The following is a 13,622-nucleotide window of genomic DNA, read 5'->3' on the forward strand; positions in this document are numbered from 1 at the left end:
CGTTCAATTCCAGGCATTCACCATGCTCAAGCCCCGCAAACGCCGGCAGGCGCTGTCACGTCTGCGCTTTTTCTACTTGCCAGCCCTTGGCGCAAGCCTTCTGAGCCTTCAGGCCATGGCCGAATCCACCACCCTGCAGTTCGAGCCAGGCTTCATTCGCCAGAGCCCTGGGCAATCCGCCAACGCTGGCACCCTGGCACTGCGTACGTTGGCCGACCACAAACCGCTCGCTGCGGGCCAATACACGCTTGAGCTTTTCGTCAACCTCAGCCCCCTGGGCAAGCGCGAGTTCGAGGTGCACGACAGCAGCGACGGCCAGGCCCTGGTGCCGTGCCTGACTGCTGACCTGCTGCGCGAGGTCGGCCTGCGCGAGCAACACCTCGCTGCCATGCTGCCCAGCCTTACCGGTTGCATCGATTTGGCCGCACACATTACAGGCGCAACTGCCGAGTTCGATGCCAGCAAATTGCAGCTGAACCTGTCGATACCTCAGCCTTTCATGCGCCGAGACGTGGCGGGCGCCGTAGCCGTGGAACACTGGGACCAAGGCGTGAATGCCGCTTTCGTCAATTACCAGGCCTCGGCCCAGCACACCACGCGCCGCGGCAACGGCAGCCGCACTGGCCAGGACCTGTACCTGAACAGCGGCGTCAACCTGAATGGCTGGCGACTGCGCAGTCAACAGGCCCTGCGCGAAGACCAACACGGCGAGTTTCGCTGGACCCGCAGCAATACCTACGCGCAACATGACCTGCCGGGCAGCTGGGGCACCCTTACCCTTGGTGAAACGTTCACCCAGGGGGAAATTTTTCGCAGCTTGCCGTTCAAGGGGGTGAAACTGGCTTCCGACCCGGACATGCTTCCCGACGCCCTGCAAAACTACGCACCGGTGTTACGCGGCGTGGCCCAGACCTACGCCAAGCTGGAAGTCCTGCAAAACGGTTACCCTCTCTACTCCACCTTCGTAGCCCCCGGGCCCTACGAGATCGACGACCTTGCCGTAGGTGCCAGCAGTGGCGAGCTGGAAATTGTCCTGACCGAAGCCGATGGCCAGGTCCGCCGCTTCATCCAGCCCTACTCCACGCTCGGCAACCTCATGCGTGCGGGTGTCTGGCGCTACGACCTGGCCGTCGGCCGTTACCATGCCGCTGACCTTGCGGACTCACCTGCGCTGTGGCAAGGCACCCTGGCCAGGGGCATCGGCTGGGACAGCACGCTTTACACTGGCGTGCTCGGAGGCAGTTATTACCGCGCCGGCACCCTTGGCCTAGGCAGGGATTTTGCCGCGCTCGGCGCATTGTCAGTGGACATCACCCACGCAGTCACCGACCTTGGCCCAGCGTCAGGTGAAGTGAAAGGCAACAGCTTCTCTGCACGCTACGGCAAAGCCTTCGACAGCGGCACCAGCCTGCGCTTTGCCGGCTATCGCTATTCCACGCCCGGCTACCGGGACTACGATGAAGCCGTTCAACAGCGCAATGCGTCCAGCCTTTACCTGGGCAACCGCCGTAGCCGGCTGGAGGCTTCGGTGTATCAGCACTTCGGCCCCTCCGGCGCCCTCAGCCTCACGCTATCGCAAGATGACTACTGGCAGAGCAAACAAAAGCGCCGTCAGTATCAACTCCAATACACTACGCAACTACCCGGCAATATCAGCCTGAACCTGTTCGCCTCCCAATCGCTCAGCTCCACGCGCGATAACGACCGTATTATTGGCCTTGGCTTTACCGTGCCTCTGGACTTTGCCAATGCTTCGAGTGCCAGTTTCAGCATCCAGGAAACCGCTGGCACCCTCAGCGAACGCGCCAGCCTCAATGGCCACTTCGATGACCGGCGCCTGAACTACCGAGCCGCGCTGACCAACGACAAACAGCAAAGTGGCAGCGTTTCGCTTGTTTATCAGGGCACCCATGCCAACTACGGAGTGGGCTACACCCAAGCCAACGACTACCGCAGCCTGTCCGTGAGCACCAGTGGTGCGCTGCTGGCACACAGTGAAGGCATGCTGCTGGCGCCTTTTATCGGCGAAACCAACGCCTTGCTGCATGTTCCCGACATTGCCGGCGTCGGCATTGGCAGTGCGCAACACGCTAAAACCAACAGCCAAGGGTACGCCCTTGCACCGTATCTGCGCCCTTACCGTGCGAATCAGTTGGTGCTGCAACTCGACCAGCTCGACCCGGAAATCGAAATCGAAAATGGTGCCACGCAGGTTGTGCCGCGCCGGGGTGCGGTGGTGCTGGCAGAGTTCGCAGCACGACGCGTCAATCGCCTGGTACTGACCTTGCTGCAAGCAGACGGGCAACCTTTGCCATTCGGTGCGCAAATCAGCGATGGGCAGGAGCAGGTACTGGGTGTGGTAGGCCAAGGAGGCCAGGCGCTTATCGCAACCCACCTTGACGAACAGCAGCTGTCAATCAGGTGGACCGATGAGCGCGAACAGCTTTGCCGCATCACGCTCACACCCGCAACCCTGCCCTTGAAACAAGGCTATCGCCTGCACACCTTGCAGTGCCCTGCCTCATGAGTTTTGACCCGCACCTGCTGCCAAGACCCTCCCGACTGGACAACCCGCCCATGAACGCTGCTTTTCGCCCCGCACTGCTGCCTGCGCTGCTGCTCACCTGCCTGCCTCTGTTCCATGCACAAACCGCACATGCCGTATCGGGCTGCGCTGTCGAGAACGGGGCCGGCCCCGCCATTTTCACTGCGGATTTCATGAATGTGTGGGTGCCAAAGGATCTGCCCGTAGGTGAGCCAATTGCCAACAGAAGATTTACCTTCTTGACCGACCCATCCTCAACCAGGGTGAGTTGCGTAAACGACGGCAACCTTCTGGAAGCCAATGTCAAAAATACCTCGCCTTTCATCCACAACATCCAACCCAGACTGGCGGGTGGGCGCTTCGCCAACAAAGTGGTCAGGACAAGCGTCAATGGAATAGGCGCCATCGTAGAGCTGGGCTTTCCCTTCAGCGGCGGTTTCCCCAACACGTTCAGCTCGGTCAGCGGCGACAATACAGTCCCCTACACCGGCACCAATCGGGAAACCACGCTCAACCCGATCCTGATCGGCCCCATTCACTCAACTATTACACTGATCAAAACGGGCCCTATTACCCCAGGGCTGAATGCGCTTGACGAAGAACTGGCCCACGGTAGTACCACTGATGTGCCTGATGCCTTCCGCCTGAGGGTCAATGCGAATGTCAATCAGGCCCAATGCACGCTCAAAAGCGATGCAGTCAGCGCCGACCCGGTAAAACTTGGGGACTACACGATGGCGGACTTTCCCGCAAAGGGCACCACCACTGCGAGCATTCCCTTCCAGATCACCTTGAGCGATTGCGAGGACGACCCTGCGTCAAGCACGGCAACAGCGCACATCTACCTCACAGGCGCGGACGGCTCGGTTGCCATCGACCCAAGGCAGGGGCTGTTCAGCCTGGGACGTGGCTCCACGGCGAAAGGGATCGCAATCCAGATAACTGACGATTCTGGCCAACCCGTCCCCCTGGAAGAACACGCGTCAACCCACAAGAAACTTGAGCTGCCCCTTACCCGCCTGTCATATCGCGCGCATTTCTATCAAACCGATGACAAGGTTACCCCTGGCATGGCCAAAGGGGCGCTGGATTTCACCATCAGCTACCGTTAACCCGCAGGGTGCCGGCCCGAACAGTGATGTTCGGGCCGGCACCGACATCAAAAAACGGACGAACAGAAACGCAGAAAGGGACTTTCGTCCCTTTTTGCGTTTTTCGATTTGGAGCGGGAAACGAGACTCGAACTCGCGACCCCGACCTTGGCAAGGTCGTGCTCTACCAACTGAGCTATTCCCGCAATGTGAAGCTTTACCACTTTCGGCGTGAAGCGCCTTTACGACCTTCACCACCACTGCACCGCATAGACGCCACAGTATTTAAACTGGAGCGGGAAACGAGACTCGAACTCGCGACCCCGACCTTGGCAAGGTCGTGCTCTACCAACTGAGCTATTCCCGCAAATGGCGTCCCCTAGGGGACTCGAACCCCTGTTACCGCCGTGAAAGGGCGGTGTCCTAGGCCACTAGACGAAGGGGACACACAACACTTTTCAGTGCGCCAGATATTGAGCCTCACGATTCAAACTGGACTTTCTTTTCCTGCCCCGCCGTTAAGCAGTGCCGGAGAAACTGGAGCGGGAAACGAGACTCGAACTCGCGACCCCGACCTTGGCAAGGTCGTGCTCTACCAACTGAGCTATTCCCGCAATATGGCGTCCCCTAGGGGACTCGAACCCCTGTTACCGCCGTGAAAGGGCGGTGTCCTAGGCCACTAGACGAAGGGGACACGCTGCAAGCATTACTGCCTACTTTCACTCCCTGCCGCGTTTCGCTGTGTGCTTTACGCTGCAAGTGGCGCGCATTCTATGGATGCTGCGTAAGATCGTCAACCCCTTTGTAGAAATTTATTTAAATCAATGACTTCCGGGTGTGCCGAGCGCTGTTTCAGGCAACCCGCAGGGGTTTGGCGTTGATTTTCTGGCGTCAAGGCAGCATTAATGTGCCAGCATCCAGCCATGGCACAGTTTGCCGATAGAAAAAGAGAATGCCTGTGAGGGCCTCTCGCGAGCAAGCTCGCTCCTACACTCAATAATGCAAACCTATTCATGAGGCATTAACGGTGACACCACTTCTGATCACTCTGCTCATCGTGGCGGGTATCGCGTTGCTGATCGTGATCGGCTACCTCAACAATGTGGTCGAGAACAGCAAGCTCGAACGTGCGCGACTGAAGGTCGAGCTTGCCGATCGCTTGCGCCGCTGTGGCGAAATCACCGAGACCTTCCCCGGCCAATTCATGACCCCGGCACTCAAGCTGCTGCTGACCCGCCTGGAGCTGAACCTCAACCAGCGCCAGCTGGTGGTGGACAAGCACAATGCCGAACTCAAGGCACGTATCGCCGAGCTGGAGGGCCTGATCGCCCTGGGCGAAAAAATCCCGGTGAACAACCCGCCTAACCCGATCCAGACCGAGGTCAAAGCCAAGGACGTGCGTTTTCTGCTCGAAGCGCTGCACACCCAGGTCGCCCGCGCCGCCCAGGAAGGCTTCCTGCCCGCCAGCGAGGCCAAGCAGTGGGTCAAGGAGATCCGCCATATCCTGGTGCTGCTGCACATTGAGTTCTTCAACAACCTCGGCCAGCAGGCCCTGCAGAAGGGCCAGCCGGGCCAGGCACGCCTGGCTTTCGAGCGTGGCGTGCAGTACCTGCGCAAGCAGCCTGAGCCCAAGGTGTTTGAAGAGCAGCTGACGTACCTGGAAAAACTGCTGGCACGGGCCAATGCCCAGGTGCTGGACCGCATGGCACCGGCGGAAGACGAGCACAATGAACTGACCGACGGGCTCAAGACCGACGAGGAAGAGACCTGGAAGAAGAAGGCGATGTACGACTGATACGTTAATCTGTGCCGGCCCTGTGGGAGCGGGCTTGCCCCGCGAACACCGGCGCAGCCGGTGCCATGCATCGCGCCCCATTCGCGGGACAAGCCCGCTCCCACAGGGGCCAGTACAGACAATCCAGTGATCAGCAGTCAGTCAGCCCCAGGAAGATCGCCACCAACCGCTCCACCCCCCGCTGATCCACCTCACTGAACCGCCCAACCTTCGGGCTGTCCAGGTCTAGCACCCCAATCAACCTGCCCTCCTTCACCAGTGGAATCACCAATTCACTGTTGGACGCACTGTCACAGGCAATGTGCCCCGGGAATGCATGCACGTCCTCGACCCGCTGGGTCTGCCGGGTGGCCGCCGCCGCGCCGCACACACCCTTGCTGAACGGAATGCGCACACAGGCCACCTGCCCCTGAAACGGGCCGAGCACCAGCTCTTCGTTGCGGTTGAGGTAAAAGCCCGCCCAGTTCAGGTCATCCACCTGATGGAAGAGAAACGCCGAAAACTGCGCGGCGTTGGCAATGAAGTCGCGCTCGTCGGCAAACAGTGCCTGCACTTGCGCCGCCAGCAGGTCATAGCCATCGAGGCCGGTGCCACTGGCATTGAGGTCGATCATTTACTTTTGCTCCAGCAATTGCAGCCCGACCCAGTAGCGGGCGAACTGATAGGCACAACGGCCATTACGGTTGCCGCGGCCGGTGGCCCAGCGCACGGCAAGGATGTCCAGCGCTTCGTCACGCTGCCATTTTAACCCGGCAGAGCGCGCCAACTGGCCGATCCAGTGTTCGACCACGTTGAGGAAGTGGTCCTGGGTGAAGGGGTAGAACGACAGCCACAGGCCAAAACGGTCCGACAAGGCGATCTTGTCTTCCACGGCTTCGCTGGGGTGCAGCTCGCCATCGACGCGCTTCCAGTTCTCGTTGTCGCTCTCTTTCTCCGGCACCAGGTGGCGGCGGTTGGAGGTGGCGTACAGCAAGACATTGTCAGGGGCCTGCTCCAGCGAGCCGTCGAGTACGCTCTTGAGCACCCGGTAGTCGCCCTCCCCGGCTTCGAACGACAGGTCGTCGCAGAACAGGATGAAGCGCTGCGGCAGTTTTTGCAGTTGCTCGACCACCCGCGGCAGGTCGGCCAGGTGGTCGCGCTCGATTTCGATCAGGCGCAGGCCGGCACCGGCGTGCTCGGCCAGCAAGGCGCGCACCAGCGACGACTTGCCGGTGCCACGCGAGCCCCACAGCAACGCGTGGTTGGCAGGCAGGCCATTGATGAACTGGTGGGTGTTGCGGCCCAGCTGGTCACGTTGCTGGTCGACCCCGATCAGGTCGCTGAGGCGGATGTCCAGGCTGACTTCAAGCGGCATCAGGTAACCGGTGCGGCCATCGCGCTGCCAGCGGGCGGCCAGGGTGGTGTGCCAGTCGATGTCCGGGCGTGGGGCGGGCAACAGCGGTTCAAGGCGCGCCATTACCGATTCGGCGCGGTCCAGGAAAGCAATCAAGCGAGCGTCCATGACGACTCCTACAGATTTCAGTTTTTTGGGGGCCGCTGCGCGCCCCCGCTTGGCGATCAACTGAAATGAACAGACAGACCCGCCAGCAGCCGGGGCTATTCGGCTATGCTTGCGCAGCGCAAGGGACGTGAAACCGGCTCGGGACTCATGGATATAAAGTTCACCAATCGCCTGTCATACAAGCAAGCCCGGCTGACAGTCCTGGTCGGCTTCATCCTGGGAACATTGCTCAGTCTCATCCAGATCGGCATCGATTATGCCAGCGAAGACGCATCCATCAACCGCGAAGTGCGTGCGCTGCTGCAAATCAGCCACAACCCGGCCTCACGCATCGCCTACAACATCGATGCCGAGCTGGCCCTGGAGCTGACCCGCGGCCTGCTGCAATCGCCGGCGGTGATCCGCGCACGGCTGATCGACAACAATGACACCGTGCTGGCCGATGTCGAGCGTCCGCGCCTGGAAGACCGCTACCGCCCCCTGAGCGACTTTCTGTTCGGCGAGCAGCGCCAGCTTGAGGACCGCCTGTTCCTCGCCCACCTGCCCGATGAATACCTCGGCACCCTGTACCTGGATGTCGATACCTACGCCTTCGGCAGCCGCTTTCTCGACCGCGCCGGCATCACCCTGTTCAACGGCTTCGCCCGCAGCTTAGTGTTGACCGGCATTCTGCTGGCGCTGTTCTACATGATGCTGACCAAACCCTTGGTCACCGTGATCGGTGCGCTCAGCGGCAGCGACCCGCGCAAGCCGCGGCAAACCCGCCTGGAATGCCCCCACGGTCATGAGCTCGACGAGATCGGCGTGCTGGTCAAGGTCGCCAACCAGCAGTTCGTCAGCATGGCCACCGAGATCGAGCAGCGGCGTACCGCCGAAAACCGCCTGACCCAGTACCTCAACGAGCTGGAAGACATCGTGTCGGCACGCACCGACCAGCTCAAGGCCAGCAACAGCAGCCTGAGCCTGTCCAACCAGGAGCTCGAACAAGCCCGCCGCCGCGCCCTCGACATGGCCCAAGCGCGCGCGGCCTTCCTGGCCAACATGAGCCACGAGATCCGTACCCCGCTCAACGGCATGCTCGGCATGATCGCCCTGGCCCTGGACAGCCCGCTGCCCAGCGAGCAGCGCCAGCAGATGACCATCGCCCACGACTCGGGCAAAGTGCTGGTGGAGCTGCTCAACGACATCCTCGACCTGTCCAAGTTCGATGCCGGCCAGCTGGAGCTCGAACGCATTGCGTTCGACATGGGCTCGATGGTCGAGGACACCGCCAACCTGCTGTCGCAGAACACTGCGCAGAGCGTCGAACTGACCTGCCTGATCGCCCGTGACTTCCCCAGCAGCGTGCTCGGCGACCCTACGCGGGTGCGCCAGATCGTCAGCAACCTGTTGTCCAATGCCCTCAAGTTCACCCGTTTCGGCCGCGTCGACATTCGCCTGGCGACGATAGTCGGCGGCGTGCGCCTGGAGGTTCGCGATACCGGCATCGGCATCCCCGAAGAAGCCCAGGCGCGGATTTTCCAACCGTTCACCCAGGCCGGCGCCGGCATCACCCGCCAGTACGGCGGCACCGGCCTGGGCCTGGCCCTGACGCGTAACCTGTGCAAGGCCATGCAGGGGCATCTGCATATTCAGTCCGAGCCTGGGTTCGGCAGCCGCTTCAGCGCAGAGTTGCCGCTGACCGTTCACACCGAGGCCATCCCGCCCGCGCCGCTGCAGGGGCGCGTGGTGGCCTTGAGCAATGCCGGCAGCGGGCTGCATGAACTGCTGCAAGACCTGCTACCCACCTGGGGCCTGGCGTACCAGCGCCAAGACAGCAGCGCAGGCCTGGACGCCACGCAGTTCGACCTGCTGATCACCGACGACCTGGAGCACCTGTTCGAGCTGCGCCCCGCGCTGAAGACGCCCATCCTGCTGGTGACCGCCTATGGCAATTTCCTCCCCAGCGAGCAGTCCGTCAGCCTGGCGCCCTTGCATCAACTGGCCCGGCCACTGGCGCGCAACGCCTTGTACCAGACCCTGCGGCGCACCCTGCAAGGCCATGAGCCCGAGCACCCGCTGGCCAACCCGAGCACGACCCTGGAAGCACGCCGCGCGCGGATTCTGCTGGTGGAAGACAACCCGGTAAACCAACTGGTGGCCAAAGGCATGCTGGCCAAGCTCGGCTGCCAGGTACAAGTGGCCAGCCAAGGCGCCGAGGCCCTGGAGTGCCTCGAACAGGAAGATTTCGACCTGGTGTTGATGGACTGCAACATGCCGGTGATGGACGGCTACGAAGCCAGCCGACGCATCCGCCAGAGCGGCCGCTGGCCTGAACTGCCCATTGTCGCCCTGACCGCCAATGCCATGCCCGAGGAGCGCGAGCGCTGCCGCGCGGCCGGCATGAACGACTACCTGGCCAAGCCGTTCCGCCGCGAAGAGCTACTGGCACTGGTCGATCACTGGGTACCGATCAGCGGCTAAGCAGACGCTCGATGTCCCCTTCCAGGGCCTGCGGCTTGGTGGTCGGCGCATAGCGCGTGACGTGGCCGCTGGCCGGGTCGACCAGGAACTTGGTGAAATTCCACTTGATCTTCTGGCTGCCCAGCAGCCCCGGGGCACGCTGCTTGAGCTCGACGAACAGCGGGTGCGCACCGGGCCCGTTGACCTCGACCTTGCGAAACAGCGGGAAGCTCACGCCGAAATTGCGCTCGCAGAACTGCGCGATGTCCCGCGCATCGCCTGGCTCTTGCTTGCCGAACTGGTTGCAGGGGAAGCCCAGCACCACCAGGCCGCGCTCGCGATAGTGCTGCCACAGCTGCTCCAGGCCCTTGTATTGGGGGGTGAAGCCGCACTGGCTGGCGGTGTTGACCACCAGCAAGGCCTTGCCCGGAAAGTCGCCGAGCTTCTTGTGCTCGCCGCCCAGGGTCACGCAGGGAATGTCCAGCATCGATCCAGCCATGTTCGGGCTCCGGTCAGTCGCGCGGTTGAAGGTCGATGCACACCGAGTTGATGCAATAGCGCAGGCCGGTCGGTGGCGGGCCGTCGGGGAACACGTGGCCCAGGTGCGCATCGCAGCGGGCGCAGGTGACTTCGGTGCGGACCATGCCGTGGGTGGTGTCGCGAATCTCGATCATCGCGCTGTCTTCGATCGGCGCGTAGAAGCTCGGCCAGCCGCAGCCGGAGTCGAACTTGGTCTGGGCATCGAACAGCGGCAGGTGGCAGCAGATGCAGTGGTAGATACCGTCGCGGCGCTCGCTGTTGTACTTGCCACTGAACGGGCGCTCGGTGCCTTTGAGGCGGCACACCTGGTACTGCTCGGGGTCGAGCATCGACCGCCATTGTTCTAGTGTCTTCTCGATCTTTTGCATGTAAGCACCTCGGCAGGCTTAATTTCACCCCGCGCCGTCTTTTCCGTAGCGCGGGTGGCACGTATATTAGTTGGCTTCGTGTGCCAGGCGTTCAGTCTGGCACCCGCTTCCTGCCCTTTCAAACCTTTCGAAGGGGCGCGGTGCGTATTCTCAACCGGGACCCCATCATGCAGTTCAGCAAATCGAACAAGCTCGCCAATGTCTGCTACGACATTCGCGGCCCAGTGCTCAAGCACGCCAAACGCCTGGAGGAGGAAGGCCACCGCATCCTCAAGCTGAACATCGGCAACCCGGCGCCGTTTGGCTTCGAGGCGCCGGACGAAATCCTTCAGGATGTGATCCGCAACCTGCCCACCGCCCAGGGCTACAGCGACTCCAAAGGGCTGTTCAGCGCACGCAAGGCGGTGATGCAGTACTGCCAGCAGAAAGAAATCGAAGGCGTCACCATCGAGGACATCTACCTCGGCAACGGCGTGTCCGAACTGATCGTCATGTCGATGCAGGCGCTGCTCAACAACGGCGACGAAGTACTGATCCCGGCCCCCGACTACCCGCTGTGGACTGCTGCGGTGAGCCTGGCCGGCGGCAAGCCGGTGCACTACCTGTGCGACGAGCAGGCAGACTGGTTCCCGGACCTTGAGGACATCAAGGCCAAAATCACCTCGAACACCAAGGCCCTGGTGATCATCAACCCGAACAACCCGACCGGCGCGGTGTATTCCAGGGAGCTGCTGCTGGGCATGCTGGAGCTGGCACGCCAGCACAACCTGGTGGTGTTCTCCGACGAGATCTACGACAAGATCCTGTACGACGAAGCCGTGCACATCAGCACCGCCTCGCTGGCACCCGACCTGCTGTGCCTGACCTTCAACGGCCTGTCCAAGTCGTACCGGGTGGCGGGCTTCCGTTCCGGCTGGCTGATCATCTCCGGGCCCAAGCACCACGCCAAGAGCTACATCGAAGGCATCGACATGCTGGCCAACATGCGCCTGTGCGCCAACGTGCCGGCCCAGCATGCCATCCAGACCGCCCTGGGCGGCTACCAGAGCATCAACGACCTGGTACTGCCACAAGGCCGCCTGCTGGAGCAGCGCAACCGCACCTACGAGCTGCTCAACTCGATCCCCGGCGTCAGCTGTGTGAAACCGATGGGCGCCCTGTATGCGTTCCCAAAGATCGACCCCAAGGTCTGCCCGATTCACAACGACGAGAAATTCGTGCTCGACCTGCTGTTGTCGGAGAAGCTGCTGATCGTTCAGGGCACGGCGTTCAACTGGCCGTGGCCGGACCACTTCCGCGTGGTGACCTTGCCACGGGTGGATGACCTGGAAGCGGCGATCGGGCGGATCGGGAGTTTCCTGCGGACTTATTCGCAGTAAGTTCCGGCCCATTCGCGGGGCACGCCCGCTCCCACAGCTGCAGCGCTGCACCTGAGGGTTGCAGAACTCCTAGGGGAGCGGGCTTGCCCCGCGATTGGGCTGCGAAGCAGCCCCGCACAATCCCACACAATGTTTCTTACATCCTGCAACGCTCTACCTCACAGCCCCCGCCCTTTCCTCTGCCATACTCCGCCGTACACAGTTTGAAATAGTCGCCCGATTGAATCGGCACGGCTTGCCCCTTATATACCCCGCAGTAAGCAACACTCTCATCCGTCAGGAGAACGTAACAACCATGATGCGCATTCTGTTGTTTGTAGCCACCAACCTCGCGGTGGTGCTGGTTGCAAGCATTACCCTGAGCCTGTTCGGTTTCAACGGGTTCATGGCCGCCAACGGGGTCGACCTCAACCTCAGCAGCCTGCTGGTGTTCTGCGCCGTGTTCGGTTTTGCCGGCTCCCTCGTCTCGCTGTTCATCTCCAAGTGGATGGCGAAGATGACCACCGGCACCCAGATCATCTCCCAGCCGCGCACCCGCCACGAGCAGTGGCTGTTGCAAACGGTCGAAGAGCTGTCGCGCGAGGCCGGTATCAAGATGCCCGAAGTGGGTATCTTCCCGGCGTACGAGGCCAACGCCTTCGCCACCGGCTGGAACCGCAACGACGCCCTGGTAGCTGTCTCCCAAGGCTTGCTGGAGCGATTCTCGCCCGATGAAGTGCGTGCGGTGCTGGCCCACGAGATCGGCCACGTGGCCAACGGTGACATGGTCACCCTGGCACTGGTGCAGGGCGTGGTGAACACCTTCGTGATGTTCTTCGCCCGCATCATCGGCAACTTTGTCGACAAGGTCATCTTCAAGAATGAAGAAGGCCAGGGCATCGCCTACTACGTGGCGACTATCGTTGCCGAGCTGATCCTGGGCATCCTAGCCAGCATGATCGTCATGTGGTTCTCGCGCCGCCGCGAATACCGCGCCGACGAAGCCGGTGCGCAATTGGCCGGCACCGCTGCAATGATCGGCGCCCTGCAGCGCCTGCGCGTGGAACAAGGCTTGCCGGTGCACATGCCGGACACCATGAAGGCCTTCGGTATCAATGGCGGCCTCAAGCACGGCCTGGCCGGGCTGCTGATGAGCCACCCGCCGCTGGAAGACCGTATCGAAGCGCTGCGTCGCCGCGGTTGATCCACCCGGTAAAAACAAGAAAGGGCGACTTCGGTCGCCCTTTTTTGTGCCTGCCTGCCCATCAGCGACTGATGCGATACACCCGCTCCAACAGACTGGCAGCACCGGCCTGGGCAAACTTGGGGCTCTCCTGAATGATCTCTAGCACCTCCAGCACCTCCACCCGCCACCCCGCAAACCCCTGCCGCACCTCATCATCGGCCACCGAAAATGGCGGCCCGGCCAACAGCGCCTGGTCATAATCCAGCGTCACCAACAGCCCTTGGCAACCCGTCGGCAACAATTCAGCCAGCAGCCGCATGTACCGCAGGCGCATCTCGGGCGGCAATGCAATCAACGCGGCGCGGTCATAGACCCCCGCACAATCAGCCAGATCCTGCGCCTGCAAGGCAAAGAAATCCCCGCACCACACTTCCACTTCAGCACATCGCCAAACCTCGAAGCCGCCCCTTTGCGACACTTCGGGCTCAAGCCCGTGCTCGCGGAAAAACCCCTCCACTGCCCGGCGCGACAGCTCCACCCCCAGCACGCGATAGCCCTGCCCTGCCAACCAGGCCAAGTCCAGGCTCTTGCCGCACAACGGCACCAGCACCCGGCTACCAGGCGCCAACGCCAGCGCGGGCCAGTGCGCCTGCAGGTAAGGGTTGACCTGCATTTGATGGAAGCCGATCTGGTTATCGGCCCATCGCTTGTGCCAGAACGCTGGTTCCATGACAGCTCCTATACTCATCAAGCGCTTCGATAGATAGCGCAGAAAACTTGGTTTGGATTTCGATCG

At 61.8% G+C, this 13,622-nt stretch carries 11 protein-coding genes and 5 tRNA genes; 6 read left to right on the top strand and 10 right to left on the bottom strand.

Going from position 1 to position 13,622, the window contains the following annotated elements; genetic code table 11:
- Positions 1–22 precede the first annotated feature (22 nt).
- Positions 23–2,527: a fimbria/pilus outer membrane usher protein gene (locus OGV19_RS16625; RefSeq protein WP_264309750.1), complete on the top strand. Its 2,505-nt coding sequence runs from the start codon at positions 23–25 to the stop codon at positions 2,525–2,527.
- Positions 2,528–2,577: 50 nt separating this feature from the next.
- Positions 2,578–3,657 carry a fimbrial protein gene (locus tag OGV19_RS16630; protein ID WP_264309751.1) on the top strand — a complete coding sequence of 360 codons (1,080 nt, stop codon included), beginning with the start codon at positions 2,578–2,580 and terminating at the stop codon, positions 3,655–3,657.
- 109 nt (positions 3,658–3,766) lie between these two features.
- Here OGV19_RS16630 and OGV19_RS16635 read toward each other — a convergent pair.
- The 5 genes from OGV19_RS16635 to OGV19_RS16655 form a co-directional block, all read right to left on the bottom strand.
- A tRNA-Gly gene (locus OGV19_RS16635) sits at positions 3,767–3,842 on the bottom strand.
- Between the two features lie 85 nt (positions 3,843–3,927).
- Positions 3,928–4,003: transfer RNA gene (locus OGV19_RS16640), tRNA-Gly, on the bottom strand.
- Positions 4,004–4,006: 3 nt separating this feature from the next.
- Positions 4,007–4,082, bottom strand: a tRNA-Glu gene (locus tag OGV19_RS16645).
- Positions 4,083–4,174: 92 nt separating this feature from the next.
- A tRNA-Gly gene (locus tag OGV19_RS16650) sits at positions 4,175–4,250 on the bottom strand.
- A gap of 4 nt (positions 4,251–4,254) precedes the next feature.
- Positions 4,255–4,330 (bottom strand) — tRNA-Glu (locus OGV19_RS16655).
- Positions 4,331–4,663: 333 nt separating this feature from the next.
- Here OGV19_RS16655 and OGV19_RS16660 point away from each other — a divergent pair.
- Positions 4,664–5,431 carry a hypothetical protein gene (locus OGV19_RS16660; protein ID WP_264309752.1) on the top strand — a complete coding sequence of 256 codons (768 nt, stop codon included), beginning with the start codon at positions 4,664–4,666 and terminating at the stop codon, positions 5,429–5,431.
- Between the two features lie 130 nt (positions 5,432–5,561).
- Here OGV19_RS16660 and OGV19_RS16665 read toward each other — a convergent pair whose 3' ends face one another.
- Together OGV19_RS16665 and OGV19_RS16670 are read right to left on the bottom strand one after the other, a co-directional pair.
- On the bottom strand, positions 5,562–6,044 hold the full coding sequence (locus tag OGV19_RS16665; protein WP_264309753.1) for a free L-methionine (R)-S-oxide reductase MsrC: 483 nt from the start codon (positions 6,042–6,044) through the stop codon (positions 5,562–5,564).
- Positions 6,045–6,932, bottom strand: a complete 888-nt coding sequence (locus OGV19_RS16670) for an ATP-binding protein (RefSeq protein WP_264309754.1) — start codon at positions 6,930–6,932, stop codon at positions 6,045–6,047. It lies immediately after the preceding gene.
- A 105-nt stretch (positions 6,933–7,037) separates the two neighbouring features.
- On the opposite strand from OGV19_RS16670, the gene OGV19_RS16675 reads away from it, so the two are divergent.
- Positions 7,038–9,395: a hybrid sensor histidine kinase/response regulator gene (locus OGV19_RS16675; RefSeq protein WP_264309755.1), complete on the top strand. Its 2,358-nt coding sequence runs from the start codon at positions 7,038–7,040 to the stop codon at positions 9,393–9,395.
- Here the strand turns inward: OGV19_RS16675 and OGV19_RS16680 are convergent.
- On the bottom strand, positions 9,385–9,873 hold the full coding sequence (locus OGV19_RS16680) for a glutathione peroxidase (protein WP_264309756.1): 489 nt from the start codon (positions 9,871–9,873) through the stop codon (positions 9,385–9,387). The two genes, OGV19_RS16675 and OGV19_RS16680, sit on opposite strands and share 11 nt — an antisense overlap.
- Before the next feature lie 13 nt (positions 9,874–9,886).
- The gene (msrB, locus tag OGV19_RS16685; RefSeq protein WP_264309757.1) at positions 9,887–10,282 is read right to left on the bottom strand and encodes a peptide-methionine (R)-S-oxide reductase MsrB; all 396 of its coding nucleotides are present in this window, start codon (positions 10,280–10,282) and stop codon (positions 9,887–9,889) included.
- Between the two features lie 167 nt (positions 10,283–10,449).
- On the opposite strand from msrB, the gene OGV19_RS16690 reads away from it, so the two are divergent.
- Together OGV19_RS16690 and htpX are read left to right on the top strand one after the other, a co-directional pair.
- Positions 10,450–11,661 (top strand): pyridoxal phosphate-dependent aminotransferase, encoded by a 1,212-nt coding sequence (locus OGV19_RS16690; protein WP_264309758.1) that lies wholly within the window; start codon positions 10,450–10,452, stop codon positions 11,659–11,661.
- Between the two features lie 295 nt (positions 11,662–11,956).
- Positions 11,957–12,844, top strand: a complete 888-nt coding sequence (gene htpX, locus OGV19_RS16695) for a protease HtpX (RefSeq protein WP_003259721.1) — start codon at positions 11,957–11,959, stop codon at positions 12,842–12,844.
- Positions 12,845–12,905: 61 nt separating this feature from the next.
- Here htpX and OGV19_RS16700 read toward each other — a convergent pair whose 3' ends face one another.
- The gene (locus OGV19_RS16700; protein WP_264309759.1) at positions 12,906–13,556 is read right to left on the bottom strand and encodes a thiopurine S-methyltransferase; all 651 of its coding nucleotides are present in this window, start codon (positions 13,554–13,556) and stop codon (positions 12,906–12,908) included.
- Positions 13,557–13,622: the final 66 nt, after the last annotated feature.

Origin of the sequence: Pseudomonas putida, assembly GCF_025905425.1 — a bacterium.
In the GTDB taxonomy this organism is placed as follows: Bacteria; Pseudomonadota; Gammaproteobacteria; order Pseudomonadales; family Pseudomonadaceae; genus Aquipseudomonas; species Aquipseudomonas putida_AF.